The sequence below is a fragment of the uncultured Fibrella sp. genome, from assembly GCF_964250085.1.
GTDB lineage: Bacteria > Bacteroidota > Bacteroidia > Cytophagales > Spirosomataceae > Fibrella.
Window position 1 is genome coordinate 92,927 of record NZ_CAXUEC010000008.1, and the last position, 18,066, is coordinate 110,992.

General features: G+C 53.4%; 13 protein-coding genes. 12 read left to right on the forward strand and 1 reads right to left on the reverse strand.

Going from position 1 to position 18,066, the window contains the following annotated elements; translation table 11 throughout:
- Window positions 1-14 precede the first annotated feature (14 nt).
- The 5 genes from ACFE8Q_RS21955 (at window position 15) to ACFE8Q_RS21975 (ending at window position 10,562) form a co-directional block, all read left to right on the forward strand.
- Window positions 15-2,906, forward strand: coding sequence for a TonB-dependent receptor (locus ACFE8Q_RS21955; RefSeq protein WP_375447594.1), 2,892 nt, complete (start codon window positions 15-17; stop codon window positions 2,904-2,906).
- Window positions 2,907-2,958: 52 nt separating this feature from the next.
- Entirely contained in the window at window positions 2,959-4,386 is a 1,428-nt protein-coding gene (locus tag ACFE8Q_RS21960; RefSeq protein ID WP_375447595.1) for a glycoside hydrolase family 1 protein, read from the forward strand.
- A gap of 133 nt (window positions 4,387-4,519) precedes the next feature.
- The gene (locus ACFE8Q_RS21965; protein ID WP_375447596.1) at window positions 4,520-7,882 is read left to right on the forward strand and encodes a glycosyl hydrolase; all 3,363 of its coding nucleotides are present in this window, start codon (window positions 4,520-4,522) and stop codon (window positions 7,880-7,882) included.
- Window positions 7,883-7,914: 32 nt separating this feature from the next.
- The gene (locus ACFE8Q_RS21970; protein ID WP_375447597.1) at window positions 7,915-9,516 is read left to right on the forward strand and encodes a GDSL-type esterase/lipase family protein; all 1,602 of its coding nucleotides are present in this window, start codon (window positions 7,915-7,917) and stop codon (window positions 9,514-9,516) included.
- A 50-nt stretch (window positions 9,517-9,566) separates the two neighbouring features.
- On the forward strand, window positions 9,567-10,562 hold the full coding sequence (locus ACFE8Q_RS21975; protein ID WP_375447598.1) for a VOC family protein: 996 nt from the start codon (window positions 9,567-9,569) through the stop codon (window positions 10,560-10,562).
- A gap of 234 nt (window positions 10,563-10,796) precedes the next feature.
- On the opposite strand, the gene ACFE8Q_RS21980 is transcribed toward ACFE8Q_RS21975, so the two are convergent.
- Window positions 10,797-11,183: a four helix bundle protein gene (locus tag ACFE8Q_RS21980; protein ID WP_375447599.1), complete on the reverse strand. Its 387-nt coding sequence runs from the start codon at window positions 11,181-11,183 to the stop codon at window positions 10,797-10,799.
- Between the two features lie 116 nt (window positions 11,184-11,299).
- On the opposite strand from ACFE8Q_RS21980, the gene ACFE8Q_RS21985 reads away from it, so the two are divergent.
- From ACFE8Q_RS21985 to ACFE8Q_RS22015, 7 genes are all read left to right on the forward strand, one after another.
- Complete coding sequence (locus tag ACFE8Q_RS21985) at window positions 11,300-12,430, forward strand: alpha/beta hydrolase family protein (protein ID WP_375447600.1); 1,131 nt, start codon at window positions 11,300-11,302, stop codon at window positions 12,428-12,430.
- 146 nt (window positions 12,431-12,576) lie between these two features.
- Complete coding sequence (hisD, locus tag ACFE8Q_RS21990; RefSeq protein ID WP_375447601.1) at window positions 12,577-13,881, forward strand: histidinol dehydrogenase; 1,305 nt, start codon at window positions 12,577-12,579, stop codon at window positions 13,879-13,881.
- A 42-nt stretch (window positions 13,882-13,923) separates the two neighbouring features.
- A complete protein-coding gene (locus ACFE8Q_RS21995; RefSeq protein ID WP_375447602.1) occupies window positions 13,924-15,153 on the forward strand; it encodes an MFS transporter in 1,230 nt (409 codons plus the stop codon).
- A 10-nt stretch (window positions 15,154-15,163) separates the two neighbouring features.
- Window positions 15,164-15,910 (forward strand): SDR family NAD(P)-dependent oxidoreductase, encoded by a 747-nt coding sequence (locus tag ACFE8Q_RS22000; protein WP_375447603.1) that lies wholly within the window; start codon window positions 15,164-15,166, stop codon window positions 15,908-15,910.
- Window positions 15,911-15,988: 78 nt separating this feature from the next.
- Window positions 15,989-16,951 carry a fumarylacetoacetate hydrolase family protein gene (locus tag ACFE8Q_RS22005; protein WP_375447604.1) on the forward strand — a complete coding sequence of 321 codons (963 nt, stop codon included), beginning with the start codon at window positions 15,989-15,991 and terminating at the stop codon, window positions 16,949-16,951.
- A complete protein-coding gene (locus ACFE8Q_RS22010; protein WP_375447605.1) occupies window positions 16,948-17,241 on the forward strand; it encodes an antibiotic biosynthesis monooxygenase family protein in 294 nt (97 codons plus the stop codon). Before ACFE8Q_RS22005 ends, ACFE8Q_RS22010 begins: the two co-directional genes overlap by 4 nt.
- Complete coding sequence (locus tag ACFE8Q_RS22015) at window positions 17,238-17,996, forward strand: cyclase family protein (RefSeq protein WP_375447606.1); 759 nt, start codon at window positions 17,238-17,240, stop codon at window positions 17,994-17,996. Before ACFE8Q_RS22010 ends, ACFE8Q_RS22015 begins: the two co-directional genes overlap by 4 nt.
- Window positions 17,997-18,066: the final 70 nt, after the last annotated feature.

The following is an 18,066-nucleotide window of genomic DNA, read 5'->3' on the forward strand; positions in this document are numbered from 1 at the left end:
ACTACCTACCTACTATGAAATTAACGCTTCGTTACTGGGCAGTTAAACTAAGGCAATATGCTCGTGTCGGGCTACTTGTTGCCGCCTGTATAAGTACAAACAGCCTGGCATTCGCGGCCATTCTCATCCGCGGAAAAGTGACAGATAGCAACAACCAACCTTTGGCTGGTGTGAGCATCGTGATCAAGGGCAGCACACAGGGAACAACATCCGACGTGGCGGGCCGATATGCGCTCAACGTACCTGACGAAAAGGCCGTAGTCGTGTTTAGTTTCATCGGCTACAAATCGCAGCAGGTTGTTGTTGGTTCAGGCGAAATCATCAACATTGCGCTCGTTGATAATAGTGAGTCGCTCGACGAAGTAATCGTGACCGGGGTGTTTGACAAACGCACCAAGATGGAATCATCGGTAGCCATTTCAACACTCAATGCCCGGCAACTGGCGCAACTGGCACCTACCAGCGCGGCCGATCTGCTCAGGAACGTACCCGGTGTGTATGTCAACAATGCCCGGGGTGAAATTGCTAATACAGTGTATTCGCGCGGTATTTCGGCCAACTCTATTGATAACTCTTCCGGCTACTACTACGTCTCGATGCAGGAAGACGGCCTGCCCCTGATGAACGTTAACTACGGCACCGACAACTATTTACGGGCTGATATCACGACCGAACGCCTGGAGGCAGTACGCGGTGGAACGGCCTCTATTCTGGGAGCTAACGCACCCGGTGGTATTTTTAACTACGTCTCGAAAACGGGTGGTCAAACGTTTCAGGGCGAAGTACGGCTGAAGTTTGGTCTGGAAGGAAACGGCAGAAATCCATATTATCGTACGGATGCCAATTTCGGCGGACCATTGAGCAAAGATGGCTCAATGACCTACAACATCGGCGGCTTCTACCGGCAGTCAGATGGTGCCCGCTACCCCGGCTACCCCAGCAATAATGGGGGTCAGTTAAAGGCAAACATCCTGAAGAATTACAGTTCAGGTTCGATCAAGGTATACGCAAAACTACTGGACGACCGTAACGCACAGGCTGAGTTTATACCAACACAGAACTGGAATGACCCCCAAATCCTATCGGGCCTGTCAACCACGGATTCGTATAACCTGCCCGCCTTTTCGATGCAAATACCCATTAACAACACGGGTACGGCCACGTTCAACTCAAAAGACAAATACTATAACCGCGATAAGACCATTGGCCTGAACTGGGTGCAGGAATTAGGTGCAGGCTGGACGTTTAAAAACGACGGTAAGTACTCCGCCAAGCACGTGACAGGCAACGCGCCGGCCGTTGTAACGCCGTTTGCCACCGACGGTATTATTTTCTACGCGTTGCCACACTTGCTACAAACGGGCCATTTGGGCACCTACACGTTTACCGACAAGGTAAATGGGCAAACGTTGGGCACGATAGGCCTTTTCCCCAATATTATCAACGGTCAGTTTGCCGGATTCAACTTTATACCGGGCGAAAAAAACAACTTCCCCGGCAGCAACATTCAGAAAAATTCACTGTTCTTTTTGCCGCTCTTCTACCAGGACACGCAGATCAATGAATTCATCGACCAGTTTTCGTTCTCTAAAAAGCTGGAGAAAATGACGTTCAACGTCGGCGGTTTCCTCGCAAACTCGTCGGTCGATCGGGTAGGTGGCCAGGAAGATTCGGGCGTGGGCGTGGGTACGTTGCAAGATCAGCCACACCTGGTCGATATCTCGCTGACTGGCCTGGATGGTAAAAAATACCAGATTACCGATCCAAACGGGTTCATGGACCTGGGCCGGGGCGGCATCACCACCTCAAGCGGTACCAAAAAACAACTGGCGCTCTTTCTGGGCCATAACTGGTCAATTACGCCCCAATTGAACCTGGATTGGGGCCTGCGGTACGAGACCACCAATATTGCCGGTTCGAACACCCCGGTTACACGGAATCCGAAAGAAAACGATCCTACATGGGGTGGTAAAGACGGCAACCCGCTCACGGTATACGACAACGGTGGTGGCCTGGTAGGCACTCCGCTGGCTTTTGATAAAACGATGAAAACACTGTCGTTTTCGGCTGGCTTAAACTACCGCATCAGCAACGATATGGCCATCTATGTGCGCTACTCGAACGGGAACAAAGCGCCCGAAATTGGCAATTTCTTCTCTGCTACCGATGCCAACCTGATCGCAGCCCTCAATACCGAAGCGCAGAATATTCAGCAGTTGGAGGCGGCCCTTAAAGTGAAGAAAAGCCGCTTTAATCTGAACGTAACCCCGTTTTTCAGTAGCCTGAGCAACGTACCTAACCTGCAATTCGCGTTTACCGATGCCACTGGAAACAACTATAACCCGCCCATCCAGTACGCTGCTTACCAAACATTTGGGGTAGAAATTGAAGGCAATTATACCTTTACCCGCAACCTTAGTTTGCGGGCCCACGCTACCATTCAACGCTCAAAGGCAACAAGCTACAAAACGTGGATTGCCAGCGATAAAGGCCAGGCTTTTGACCAACTGCTTGACTTTTCGGGCAACGAAACCGACAATAATGCAAAGTTGATGTTCGGCCTTACGCCCAACTACACCGCCGGCAAATTCAACGCCCAGCTCAACTACACGTATCTGGGTTCCCGGCAGGCTAATATTCCCAATGCATTCCAGCTACCCGCTTTTGGTCAGGCCGATCTGAGCCTTGGCTACAGCGTAAGCCCCCGGTTGCACCTCCAGGGAAATATCAACAATCTGCTCAACACCTATGGCGTATTGGGCTGGTCAGGGCCGGGCGGTTTTCCGGCGGCCCTGAACCGGCAGGGATTCACCAAAGATTTTGTGGCGGCTAATCCAAGTGCTGTATACGCCACGCAGGGATCAATGCCCCGCGCTTATTTCCTGACAGCTTCGTACAAGTTTTAATTTCTATATATCTTCCGGTTAACGCTAACCGGAAGGCTTTTTTTCTTTCCTGATGAAAGCATTCCTGATCGTCTTCGGCTTACTCACGCTACCAAAATTCTCGGCCCTTGCGCAAAAAAAAGAACCCTTTTTCTGGGGCGTTGCCACGGCTGCCTATCAGGTAGAAGGTGCTTACCAGACCGATGGAAAAGGGGAATCGAAATGGGATTTTCTGACCAATAAAGTTGGAATTACTCAGTTCACGATTGGCGAAAAACAAACGGGTAATGTGTCGATCAATATGTATGACCGGACACAATACCTGAAAGATATCCAACTGATGAAAAAGCTAGGCGTGAATGCCTACCGTTTTTCGCTGGATTGGAGCCGGATAATTCCCGATGGCGTCGGAACGATCAATGAAAAAGCATTGGCGCATTATGATCTGCTGATAGACGATCTGCTGGCGGCGGGTATAGAGCCATTTGTGACAATTTATCATTTCGATTACCCGGCTATCCTCCTGCAAAAAGGTGGGTGGGGTAATCCCGATATGAAAGAATGGTATGTCAATTATGCCACAATAGTGATAAAACGATATGGGCATAAAGTGAAGAAGTTCATTACGTTTAATGAACCCTATATCGAGTTTTTTCTGGTTGAAAATCTGCTGAATGCACAGACTAATAAATTGCCGGAAAAAGAGTATTACATGAGTCAGATGCAGAAAGCACATCGTCAGCTCATGGCCAATGCACAGATTATAAATATATACCATCAGTTGAAGCTGAACGGGCAAATTGGTATCGTGCTCAATCTGAATCCCGCCGCACCCTGGCATCCTGATAGTCAGGATGATGTAGCGGCTGCGAAATTTCAGGATATACTGATTAACGATCTTTTTCTTGATCCGCTCTACAAAGGGCATTACCCTGAAATGGCGCTCGATTCGCTCGGTAAATATAACCCCACATTTAAACCGGCACCTGCTGATATGGCGTTTATCGCCGTTAATAAACCCGATTTTTTAGGCGTCAATTTTTATGCACCAGCTATTGTGAAAGGCGAGGATACACCCATGTCATTGAAATGGCTCGATAATAATCCAGACGCCGTCAAATCAAACGTAGGGCCGGTTAGGCCAGAGTACCTGTATAAGCAACTAATGCGGTTGAAGAATGAATACGGTAATCCAAAGGTGTACATTACCGAAAATGGCACGGGCTACCCGGGTGAGGACGCGAAAGTGGACGGAGTGGTGAAAGATCCGTTGCGCGCCGATTATATAAAAAAGCATGTTGACTACGCGCTAAAAGCCAAAAAAGACGGCGCTAATCTAAATGGCTATATTGTTTGGAGTGGCTGGGATAATTTCGAATGGGTGTCTGGCTATACAAAGCGGCTGGGGTTGATATATGTTGACTTTGCCACGCAGGAACGTACCCCAAAACAAAGTTTCTATGAGTACCAGAAATTGATTCAGACTAATAAAAAACTATGAAGACGTCGAATTGGGGATTTATTGCTTTCGCCAGGGTTTGCGCTGGCGAAAGCCTACTCTGATGAAAACCCAGGCGTCAGCAACAAATTCCTAATCCGACCGCATCAGCGGACCGATCCCAAACCCGAAATCCATGAACGCTTACCTCCGCACCTCACTCGTTAGCCTGGCACTGGTTGCCATTGGTGTGTCTGGTGGGCAGTCGCAGCCAATTCAGCAGCATTTTCAGAACCCCCCCAACTCCGCCAGGCCACGCGTGTGGTGGCACTGGATGAACGGCAACATCACCAAAGAGGGGATCCAGAAAGACCTTGAGTGGATGAAGCGCGTGGGCATTGGTGGGTTCCACAACTTCGATGCGAGCCTGTTTACGCCGGTAGTTGTTCCCAAAAAACTGTTGTTCATGACGCCTGACTGGAAAGACGCCTTCAGCTTCACCACGAGGCTAGCCGATCAACTGGGGCTCGAAATGGCCATTGCCGGTTCGCCGGGCTGGAGTGTGACGGGTGGCCCCTGGGTACAGCCCAGCGACGGGATGAAAAAATACGTCTGGTCGGAAACCATTGTGCAGGGCGGAAAAGCCTTTTCAGGTACGTTGCCGCAGCCACCAACCACTACAGGTACGTTCCAGAATGTGGCAATGGGCGTCAGCATGATGAGCAACGGGGGCGAGGCTAAGCTACCCACCTACTATGCCGATGCGGCCGTGGTGGCTTATCGGCTGCCCGCTGTTGAACAGTCGCTGACGGCCTTGAACCCCAAAATTACGTCGAGTGGGGGCACGTTTACGCTGGCCGGGCTTACTGATGGTGACCTGGCTACGACCCAACTTCTGCCGCCGGTTGAGGTAGGTAACGATATGTGGATTCAGTACGAGTTCGACCGCCCGCAAACCGTTAAAGCGTTCAGCATTGTGGGAGCCAGCCATACCCCGCTCGAAGAATTCAACGGCGCACCTGAAAACAGAACATTGCAGGTCAGCGACGATGGCGTAACCTTCCGCACAGTGGTTCCCATCCGGGGCAGTACCGTGCCGCAAAGCACCATGCGGCTGGTGCCCACAACGGCCCGGTTCTTCCGGTTCACGTTCACAACGTTGGCGCCAGCATTCAACCCATTTATAGAGATGGCCGGCGGAAAAGCCGAAACACCCAAACCCGAAGGGGTGAACGTGGCCGAACTGGTGTTGTATAACACCGACCGGGTAGACCTGTTTGAGCAAAAAGCAGGATTTAGCCCCTGGAAAGAAAACACCCATTCGCTGGTGAACGAAGTGCCCGCCGATGTGATTCCGACCAGCGATGTGCTGGATTTAACCCCGTTCATGCAGCCCGATGGACGCCTGAAGCTTGTAGCCAATACATCCGAAGTCATAAATCCGAAATCCGAAATCACCCTTCCGGCCGGTAACTGGGTCATTATGCGGCTTGGCTACACACTCACAGGCCGACAAAACCATCCTGCTTCGCCCGAAGCTACGGGACTGGAAGTGGATAAGTTGGATAAAGCCGCTGTTCAACGCTACATCGAGACGTACCTGGACATGTACAAAGACGCGACGGGTGGCCTGATGGGCGCACAGGGGTTGCAGTACATGGTTCTCGACAGCTACGAAGCGGGCCACATGACCTGGACCAGGGACCTGCCCGGCGAATTTTCGCGTCGGCGGGGGTACGACCTGCACCGCTGGCTTCCGGTACTGGCAGGCCGCGTAATCCAGAGCGCCCAAGCCAGTGAACAGTTCCTGTGGGATTACCGCAAAACAATTGGCGAGTTGATCGTCGAAAACCATTACGAGGCCATTGGCGATGCCCTGCATAAGCGCGGCATGAAACGCTACACGGAGTCGCACGAAAACGGACGCATTTTCCTGGCCGATGGTATGGATGTGAAGCGCAAAGCCGATATTCCGATGTCGGCCATGTGGACACCCGGTAGCCTAGCTGGAGGTGCCGACGAAGAGAACCGCAGCAAGGCCGACATTCGGGAAGCTGCGTCGGTAGCCCATATCTACGGCCAGAATCTGGTCGCGGCCGAGTCGATGACATCCATTGGAAATGCGTTCAGTTGGTATCCCGAAAAGCTCAAGCGCACCGCCGATATGGAACTGGCGTCGGGCCTGAACCGCTTCGTGATTCATACCTCGGTACACCAGCCGCTCGACGATAAAAAGCCCGGCTTCTCGCTCGGGCCATTCGGGCAATATTTCACCCGGCACGAAACCTGGGCCGAACCCGCCAAAGCCTGGATCGATTACCTGAGCCGGAGTTCCTACCTGTTGCAACAGGGTAAAGCCGTTGCCGATATCCTCTATTACTACGGCGAGAATAACAACATCACTCAGGTCTGTGCCCAGAAACTACCGACCCTTCCGACGGGCTACGAATTTGATTTTGCCAATGCCACGGTCCTTCGCGAGGCTATTCAGGCGCGAAACGGTCGGATGGTGGCCCTCAGTGGTATGACCTATCGCGTGCTCGTGCTCGACTCGTCGGCCCGTTTGATGACGATGCCCGTATTGAAAAAAATTGGTGAACTGGCCAGTGCCGGTATTCACATAGTTGGCGCGAAACCCCTGCGCTCGCCCAGCCTGAGCGATGACCCGGCCGCGTTCGACGCGCTGGCAAGCCAGATCTGGAGCCAGCCAACAGTATCGACAAAGCCCGTGGCCGAGGTGTTAAAAGCGATGAACGTACCTGAAGATGTACTCGTAAAAAAAGCCTCCTACGAGGTGCGCTACGTTCACCGCAAAGCTGAAAGCGACATATACTGGCTCAACAGCCGCAGTGATAGCCTCAATACGGCCGAAATCAGCTTCCGTGTAACGGGTAAGGTGCCCGAACGATGGAATCCACAAACGGGCAAAATCGAAAAGGTATCGTATCGAATCGAGAACGGCCGCACCATTGTTCCGCTGGCGTTTGCTCCCTGGGACGCCTGTTTCATTGTGTTCGGCGCTGAAACCAAAACGGTCGCCTACACAAAACCAGCCAGCAATGAAGCAGTGGTGAGCCAGTTGACGGCCCCCTGGATGGTGCGTTTTCAGGCAGACCGGGGCGCTCCCCAACAGGCTACGTTCGATAAACTAGCCTCCTGGACAGATCAGCCCGACGCGGGCGTCCGCTATTTCTCGGGTACAGCAGCCTACACGCAGACTGTGAACGTACCTGCACTGAAAAAAGGGCAGATCTATGTGCTGGATCTGGGCGATGTGAAGAACCTGGCAGACGTAAGCGTCAACGGAAAAAACGTGGGTGTGGTCTGGAAAAAACCATATCGTATCGACGTAACCAGCGCCCTCAAAACTGGTGCAAACACGCTGGAGGTAAAGGTGACAAACCTGTGGGTGAACCGCCTTATCGGCGATGCTCAACCCGACCGCAAAACTGCTGGCTTACCGGCCACAAATACGTTTACAACCATGCCATTCTATAAAGCCGGCTCGCCACTGTTGCCATCTGGACTGCTCGGACCGGTAACAATTGTAAGTCAATAGTTATCTTTTTTGCTACTAATAATCTGCTGACTATGAGACTTATAGGTCGATTTTTTTCATTCCTTGTCTGTTGCCTGCTTGGCAGCCAGATTGTTCAGGCGCAGCAAGTGGTCCGGCTGTATGCCGGTAAAGCGCCCGGCTCGGAAAACTGGACGTGGGACGAGGCCGAAAGCACGCAGAACATGTTCAATACGCGGGTTATTTACAACGTTGCTACGCCAACGCTGACGGCCTACCTGCCCAACCCCGAACTTGCCACAGGTACGGCTGTGGTAATTGCGCCCGGTGGTGCTTTCCATACGCTGTCTATCGATTCGGAAGGAATCGACGTAGCCAAATGGCTTCAGGCCAAAGGCGTGGCGTCGTTTGTGTTGACATACCGCGTTGTGCGTAGCCTGACGAGCGATCCGGTTGGCGAGCTTATGCCTAAAATGGCCGATTCAAAAAAACTGGATGCCGAAAACGCACCGGTTGTACCACTGGCCATTGCGGATGGTAAACGCGCCATCGAATACGTACGGCAACACGCCAACGAACTGGGTGTCTTGCCAAACCGGATTGGCTTGATGGGCTTTTCGGCGGGTGGCACCGTTACAATGGGCGTTGGCTTCGATTATTCGCCTGCCAACCGCCCTGATTTTCTGGCCCCGATTTATCCGTACCTCGGCGCGGGCGCGATTGCCAAACAGAACGTACCTGCCGATGCGCCGCCGCTGTTTGTCTGCGCCGCCTCCGACGATCAGCTAGGCCTTGCTCCCCATAGCACCAAACTTTATACCGACTGGCTGGCCGCCGGCAAATCGGCCGAGTTGCATCTGTACCTGAAAGGCGGACACGGCTTCGGAATGCGGAAACAAAACCTGCCCACCGATGCCTGGATCGACCGGTTTGGCGACTGGCTCAAACTCAACGGCTTCCTGAAAAAGCTGCATCCAAATCCCTATGAACAGCAGTTTACGGAAGAGCAGGTTGCTGAATTCAGACGAAAAGACGAAGAACGCCTGCGCACCGACTGGGCCTACCTGAGCCGCTATGCAGTTGATAATCAGAAACTAGCCGACGCTGCTGCCACTACAAAACGAGTGGTGTTTCTGGGGAATTCGATCACCGAAAACTGGGCCAAACTCCAGCCCGGTTTCTTCACAGACAACTCATTCGTGGGGCGTGGCATTAGCGGACAAACCAGTGGACAAACGTTGGTGCGCTTCCGGCAGGACGTACTGAATCTGAAACCAGCGGCGGTCATCATCAACATTGGTACCAACGATGTAGCGGAGAATAGTGGGCCGTATAACCCCGATTTCACGTTTGGCAACATTGTCTCGATGGTTGAACTGGCGAGGGCCAACAACATCCGGGTTATTCTGGCCTCTGTGCAACCGGCCTACCGGATGCCCTGGCGGAAAGAGGTTACGGATGTGCCCGGCAAGATCGTTCGACTGAATGAGCGCATCAAGGCGTATGCCCAACAAAACAATTTCGTTTATCTCGACTACTTCTCAGCCTTGGCTGACGAGCGGAAGGGCATGAAAGCTGCCTACACCGATGATGGTGTTCACCCCACATTGGCGGGCTACCAGGTTATGGGGCCACTGGCACAGAAAGCAATTGCCGAAGCCCTGAAAACAAATTGAACAACTCTAAAAGGTTACTAATCAGACATTTTTAAACTCGTAACAAGTTAATGGCGAAGAACCCGCATTACTTATCCCAACTCGCTCATCTTGAGTTGTTCAGCCCTAATGTTGACGTAACGACAGCGTTTCTTACAGACGTGGTTGGTCTTGACGAAACGGGTCGTGATGAAACCTCGGTCTATTTCCGGGCCTGGGGCGACTATTTCCATCATACGCTTAAGGTCACCTACCGCGAAACGGCCGGTTTAGGCCACCTCGGCTGGCGGGCCGACAGCCCCGAAGCACTGGAAGAATGCGTAGCTTATCTGGAATCAATCGGCGCCGGACTGGGCTGGGTCGACGGTGATCTGGGTCATGGCCGGGCATACCGGTTCCAGTCGCCCGACGGACACACGCACGAGGTGTTCTGGGACGTGGTCTGGCTGCGCGAAGCCGGTGAGCGCGGCAGTATGTACGCCGACCGTTATGCCAGCAACCGCCGCATTGGAGCCAACCCCCGCCGGTTCGATCACATTACGTACATGGTGGCCAAATTCCAGTATCAGAAAGAAAAGGAGTTCTGGCAAGGGATGGGCCTTAAAAACCCCGACGAAGTACGAATGAGCGACGAAATTCCGCCCATCGGTGGCCTCTGGACGATTGGTAACCTCTCGCACGACATCGCCGTCTTTACCGACCCCAATATCGAAGGGCCGGGTCTGGGCGCGTTCAACCACGTTGCCTGGAATTTCGATAGCCGCGAAGAGGTGTTGCTCGCCCTCGATTATTTCATCGAAAAAGGGTACAAAAGTGTGATGGGCGCCCCCACCCGCCACAAAGCCGATGAAGGATTTTTTATCTATATCATCGAACCGGGCAGCGGTATTCTGTTTGAGTTCTACGCCTGCGCCCGACTCATTTTCGCCCCCGATCACGGCCCGGATATTCACTACATCAAAGACAACCCGAACGACGCCTGGGGAACCGCCAACCCCTTCGCCGAAATGGGCAAAGGCAAGAAGCTAGGCCTGACCGATGGGGTGGTGAAACCGGTGGACATTTAGTGGTTGGTTGACTGGTTAATTGGTTGACTGGCGGAGTGGTCTCCTTAGTAAGTTGTCAATCTTTCGTTTCTGTAAGCCTATGGCCTTCTAAGTGTTTGGACGAACTAGAGTAAAACTAACAGGGCGTTAAATGTTGGCTGAGGCGTGTACGCCTCAGCCAACCCGCATTGACAGTTAATTAGGTCCAGGCACTTATACACAAACAATCGGCCAATTAACCAGCCCACAAATCAACTAATCCTCATCGCGGGGTTTCTGTTGTTTTTTCAGAAAGTTGATGTACCCATTTAACAGGCGACCGCACATATCAACTTTAGCCTTGTAAGCAATGAGCTGCTCATCGGAGATGTATTTTTCGTCAAAAGCCGTGATAAGGTGTTCAAGTGTTTCGGAAAGAGAGGCCCGGGAAATTCGACAAAACTGAATATTCTCTTTATAGTAATGACGGCCATGACCTTCCGCAATGTTGGCGGTAACGCTCCTCGAACTTCTTAAAAGTTGGTCCGACAATCTGAATTTTTCGTCGGGTGGAAAATGAGTTTTGACCAGTGAAGATACCGCTATTCGATATTGACGACATTCCTTATAGACATCAAGATCGGTGAAGTTTTGATAAGCCATGAGTTGGTGGTTGGCTGATTGGTTTTCTGCCTGAGTACCTGTTCAGACGGAATAATCCCCGAAATATATCTATCGACCAATCAACCAATTACCCAATAAACCAAATCCCCAATTCCATGTGGCATTATTTTCCGGGGCAGTACATGCCCTCGTATCAGATAAACAGAGCGTTGACTCAGGCGCATTACGGTGGCGGAGAGTTTGCCGAAATCCTGCAAGTAGCGAGTGAAATTGACCCTCAAGACCGCGAAAGCTTCAATAGGGCGTGGGTCAGGATGGGCGATTCGGTCTATGAACTTGCCGAAAACTACGCGAAAGCAGACAAACGGGTGTCGGCCCGGCGCACGTACCTGCGCGCCTTCAACTACCTGCGTACGGCCGAGTTTTTCATGACCCTGCACGACGACCGTAAGATACCCTATTACCTTAAGTGCCGGGAGGCTTTCCTGAAGGCCATCGATCTATTCGATGAGCGACCTGTGACCGTGGATATTCCGTTTGAAGGGTCATTCCTGCCTGCCTATCTGTTTAAGCCAGCGGGCGTAAGTAACCCACCCGTAATGGTCATGTTTGGTGGCCTGGATAGCCTGGCCGAGGAGTTGTACTTCGGCATTGCCCAGCACCTCAACGAACGCGGTATCGCCATGATGGCCGTTGATGGACCGGGGCAGGGCGCTGCACTCCGGCTAAACCACCTGCATACCCGTTACGACTATAACGTGCCGGGGAGTGCGGTGCTGGACTACATCATCGAAAACCTTGGTCAGCAGGTCGATACGTCGCGGGTTGGTATTGGTGCTGTGTCGATGGGCGGGTACATGGCCGCGCGCTGTGCCGCCTTCGAGCCTCGGTTTAAGGTGTGTATGATTTTTGGCGCTGTTTGGTCGTATTACGACATCTGGAAAAATCGCCCCGATACGCACCCCTTGGCCGAAATCGTTCAGCACATCGTTGGCGCCGACAACATGGCTGATGCCCGTGAGAGGTTAAAAGACTTTACGCTCGAAGGGGTGGCCGAGAAAATAACCTGCCCGACCTACATTCTGCACGGGGAAGACGACCGCCAGAACTTTGTGGAGAATGCCTACAAGGTAAACGCCGCCCTAACCTGCGAACACGTCATGGAAATTGTGCCGAAAGAATCCAGTGGTTCAGCGCACTGTTCCGTCGACGATTTCACCAAAACCTTCAACATGTACGACTGGGTGGTGGAGCGGTTGATTGGTGTGGGGGGATTAGTTGATTAGGTAATTGGTTGATTGGCAGGCTAGTAAATTCTTTCTATGCGCTTGTCAGCCAACCACTCAACCAATTAACCACTCAACCACCAACCAATTAACCAATCACCTAATCAACCAGGCAACCAATCACCCAGTTAACCACCACCCAATCAATGATACAACAGATTAAAAGAGGAATCACGTACGCTGAATCGGGCGAGGCTGATGCCCAGGTACGTGCCACGGTTGAGCAGATGCTGGCCGATGTTCGGGCGGGGGGCAACGACGCCGTTCGGGCGCTATCGCGGCGGTTGGATGACTGGTCGCCGGAGAGTTTTCGGCTGTCGCCAGAACAGATCGAGGCCATTGTAGCTACCCTGCCGCAACAGGTGATCGACGATATCCGGTTTGCCCAGACCCAGATCCGCAACTTCGCGCAGATTCAGCGGGCTTCCATGCAGGATGTCGAGGTCGAGACCCTGCCGGGCGTTTTTCTGGGGCACAAGAATATTCCGGTCAACAGCGTGGGGTGCTACGTACCTGGCGGGCGTTACCCGATGGTGGCGTCGGCGCACATGAGCGTGCTGACGGCCAAAGTGGCTGGTGTGAAGCGGGTAATTGCCTGTACGCCTCCCATCAAAGGCGAGATTCCGGCTGCAACGGTGGCCGCCATGCAGATGGCTGGTGCCGATGAGATTTACCTGCTCGGTGGTGTTCAGGCTGTGGCCATGATGGCCCTCGGTACCGAAACCGTTGATCCGGTCGATATGCTGGTTGGGCCGGGCAATGCCTATGTAGCGGAAGCCAAACGGCAACTGTACGGTAAAGTGGGTATCGACCTGTTTGCTGGCCCTACCGAAACGCTGGTCATTGCCGACGATACCTGCGATGTACGTACCTGCGCCACCGACCTGCTGGGTCAAGCCGAACACGGCCCAACGTCGCCTGCTGTTTTGCTCACCACCAGCGCCACGATTGCTCACGGTATTCAGGCCGAAATTGAGCGACAACTCGAAACGTTGCCCACTGCCGACGTAGCAGGCGTGGCCTGGCGCGATTACGGACAGGTCATTCTGGTCGATACTGTCGATGAACTGATTGCCGAGGCCGACCGCATTGCGTCGGAACATGTGCAGGTGATGACCGAAAACCCACGCCTGTTTCTCGATCGCATGACCAACTATGGCGGGCTGTTCCTTGGCGAGAAAACCAACGTAGCCTATGGCGATAAGGTGATCGGAACCAACCACACCCTGCCAACGCGCGAAGCGGCCCGTTATACTGGTGGCCTGTGGGTTGGTAAGTTCCTGAAGACCTGCACTTATCAGGAAATCAGGACGGCAGAAGCCAGTGCTCTTATTGGCGAATACTGCTCGCGGCTTTGCGCCATCGAAAACTTTGCGGGTCACCAGGCACAAGCCGATCTGCGCGTCGAGCGGTACGGGAAACGCGAACCTACGCCCCAACCCGCCAACTGATTAACTGCCACGCACCGACCCTGACATAACCCAACCGGACCCATGAAAAAAGGATTTTTTACCTATGAAAACGGCATCGTGCTGCTCATGGCGCTCACGTTCGGCTGCCTGTTTTTCGACCGCCTGGCGCTTAATTTTCTGATGCCCTACGTTGCCAAAGACCTGCAATTAAACAACACCCAGATTGGCCTGCTGGCCGGGGCACTGTCGTTGGCCTGGGCGTTTTCGAGCTTTTTCTCGACCGCCTGGGCCGAGGGGAACAATCGCAAAAAGCTGGTCTTTGTCGTGGCCGTTTTCGTGTTCTCAGTCTGTTCGTTCGGGTCTGGTCTGGCGGTTTCGTTTGTTGCGCTGCTGCTGGCTCGTCTGGTGATGGGTTTTGCCGAAGGCCCCGTGATTCCCCTGGCGCAGAATTTTGTGGAGCGCGAGTCGTCGCCAAATCGGCTGGGGTTGAACGCCGGTATTTTACAGGCTTTTGGGTCGGCGCTGTTCGGGTCTATTCTGGCACCGGTGGTGCTGGTGCAGATCGCCGAAAATATGGGCTGGCGGAATGCGTTTTTTGTGGCGGGAATTCCCGGTCTGGTGCTGGGTTTGCTGGCGTGGCGGCTGGTTAAAAAATCGACTGCCGAAAGTGCTGCAAGCCCGGAAAAATCGGCCATCAGCCTGTCGGATTTATGGCAGTATAGCAACATCCGCTGGGGTATTCCGGTGGCCTGCTGTGTGTTTGGGTGGTGGTTCGCCACGTTGCCGTTCCTGGCCAATTACCTGGTCAATACGCAGGGCATGTCGGCCGATGATATGGGGAAAACAATGGGCCTGCTGGGCGTTTCGGGCCTGGTGTCGTCCATCATCGTGCCGGGGCTATCCGACCGGATCGGCCGGAAGAAGGTGCTGATCGGGTTCATGTCGCTTGGCGTGATCTACCCCTTCGCCGTTCATTTTCTGGCGGGTGCTGCTTTTCAATTGCCCGCTATGTTCCTGACGTATTTCACGATGGGCATATTGCCGCTGGTAGCCGCCGTGGTGCCGTCCGAATCGGTGCCTAACCACCTGAAAGCAAAGGCGATCGGGCTCATCACGGCCGTTGCCGAAATCGTTGGCGGGGTACTGGTGCCTGCGGTATCGGGCATTCTATCTGATACCGTTACGCCCGCTGCTTTCCTGTGGGTATCGTCGGTTATGGCTGCGCTGGGCTTGTTTTTTATGCTCAAGTTGCAGGAAACCGCCCCCGTAATTAGGAAAGCCGATCGGCAGGGATCTGCACTTGTTGTTTAACGATCAGACAATGACAGCGCTACAACAACAGGTTGCCCTTGTTACGGGTGGAGGCGGCGGAATTGGTTCCGCCATTTGCCGACAACTGGCTGGGGCCGGGGCGTCGGTTGTGGTTACGTACAACAGCAACGCCGACAAAGCCAACGCCCTACTGGCCAGCTTGCCCGGTCAGCAACATTCGGTGGTGCAGGCATCTGTAACCGACAGCGCATCACTAGCTCAACTGGCTGATTCTGTGGCCACCCGATATGGCCGGCTGGATATACTGGTGAACAACGCCGGTATCAGCACACCCATATTGCACGACGACCTGGACGGGCTCAGCGATGCCTGGATCGATCAGATTTTCCAGACCAACTGGCGGGGCTCGTTTGCCATGATCCGGGCTTTTAAAACGCTGTTGCAGGCCGGAGAAAGTGGGTTGATTGTCAATATTTCATCGATTGCCGGCCAAACAGGCATTGGCAGCAACGTGGCCTACTGCGCCTCGAAAGCAGCGCTAGATTCCATGACCCGTTCACTGGCCCGGGCGCTGGCACCAAAAATCCGTGTCGTTTCGGTATCGCCGGGCTGGGTCATGGGCGAATACGCCAGTCGCGCAGCCCCTGCCTATTTGGAAAAACAAGTAAACGCAACACCAATGGCGCGCCTGGCTACTCCCGATGACGTCGCCAACGCCGTACTTGCCTTAGCCACAACCCTCACCTTCACCACCGGCAGTATCCTTTCAGTAGACGGTGGACGAACGCTAAACTAATTGCGGATTGGGGATGTCGGATTTGCTCCGCTTGATACAATTCCGACATCCGACATCCCCAATCCCAAATCCTTTCATATGAGACTCGTAACCTTTCTAACGCCCACCAAACTAACCCGCGCGGGCTGGCTGACGGCCGACGGCGTGGTTGACATGCACGCGATCAGTGGGGGGCAACTACCAACTGATATGCTTTCGTTTATTGACGATCATGAACGATACCGGGCACTGATTCAGGAAAATGACTGGGAAGCCGCCGAGGCAACGTACCTGAGTGAATCGGTGAAATTACTGGCTCCGTTGCCCAACCCCCGTAGCTTCCGCGATTACATTGGGTTTGAGATGCACATGCTCAATGCGTCGCGGTCGTTTGGCCATACCATTGGCTCGGCGTGGTATGAGATGCCCATTTTCTATTTCACCAACCATCAGGCCATCTTCGGACCCGGCGACGAAATCAAGCGGCCAGCCAAAGAAACCAAGCTGGATATTGAGCTGGAAATAGCCTGTATCATTGGCAAGAAGGGTAGCGATATCGTCGCTGGGGAAGCCCAACCCTACATCTTCGGCTACACTATTTTCAACGACTGGACAGCGCGGGCTATTCAGCGGCGCGAGATGGAAGTGCCGCTGGGGCCGCATAAAGGCAAAGATTTTGCCAACGCTATTGGCCCCTGCATTGTCACCGCCGACGAAATGGAGGCTTACCGTTGCACCATCGCTGAAGCTGATTTTGCCGCTCCGCTCCGATTTCCGCACGGCCCCACCAACCGGCTCGATCTGACAATGCAAACCCGGATTAATGGCGTAACCATTTGTGAAGGCAACTACAAAACGGCTTTCTACAACTTCGAGCAGATGATCGAGCGCGCTTCCGAGAACGGCGTAAACCTCATGCCCGGCGATATACTTGGTTCTGGCACAGTGGGTTGGGGTAGTCTGATCGAGAATAACTTTAACGTTCACCGCCCCCTCGAACCGGGCGATGTTGTAGAACTGGAAATCGAGGGGATCGGGATCCTGACAAACACCGTCGTATGATTCTCGAACACGCCCTTATTACTGTTCAGGTCGGCCGGGAGGCCCAGTTTGAAGCCGAGTTTCCGAAAGCCAAAGCTGTCATCAGTCAGGCTGCGGGCTTCGTTGATCTACAGCTACACCGGGGTATCGAGTCGCCCGGAACGTACCTGCTGCTCATTCATTGGCAAACCCTCGAAGACCATACCGTTGGCTTTCGTGAGTCTGCTTTATTCACGCAATGGCGGGCCATCATCGGGCCATTCTTCGCCGACAAACCTCTAGTTGACCACTTTGCTATTTTAAATTCATGAAGATCATCGACCTATCGGTAACCATTTCAACCGACATCAAAGAGCCGCTACCTACCCGGATCGACTACGAAGACCATAAGGAAGGCGCAAAAAAAATGGGCTCCAAACTCTTTGGAGGTGCTTCAGAAGACGTGTTCCTCGAAGGCAACGGCCCCGCAGGTGAATTCCTGTACCTGACGGGCCACGCCGGTACGCACATCGACGCGCCCTGGCACTATTTCCCCACCTGCGAAGGCAAACCCTCCCGTACAATCGAACAGATGCCGCTGGAGTGGTTCTTCAACGATGGTGTGGTGCTCGATTTTACCGACAAACCGGATGGCTACTGCTTCTCGTCGGATGATTTGAAGGAGAAACTGGCGGCCATTAATTATACCCTCAAACCCTTCGATATCGTCCTGATCCGTTGCGATGCCGACAAGCGCCTGCACGACGATGATTTCGTGAAAATCCACGTCGGTGCCTCGGCCGAAGCTACGCACTGGCTTATTGATCAAGGTATTAAGGTAATGGGGACCGACGGCTGGGGTTGGGATATTCCACTGCACATTCAGGCAGAAGACTATTTCAGCAATCCGCGCCCCGGTGTGATCTGGGCGGCGCACTACGTGGGCCGCGAGAAAGAATACTGCCAGATCGAGAAACTGGCCAACCTGGATCAGTTGCCACCGTTCGGTTTCAAAGTGAGCTGTTTCCCGGCCAAGATCAAAGGCGGCAGCGCAGGCTGGTGCCGGGCAGTAGCCATATTCAACTGATATCAGATTGGGGATTTGGGATGTCGGATTTGTTGCTTTCGTCAGCGCAAACCCAGGCGTCAGCAACAAA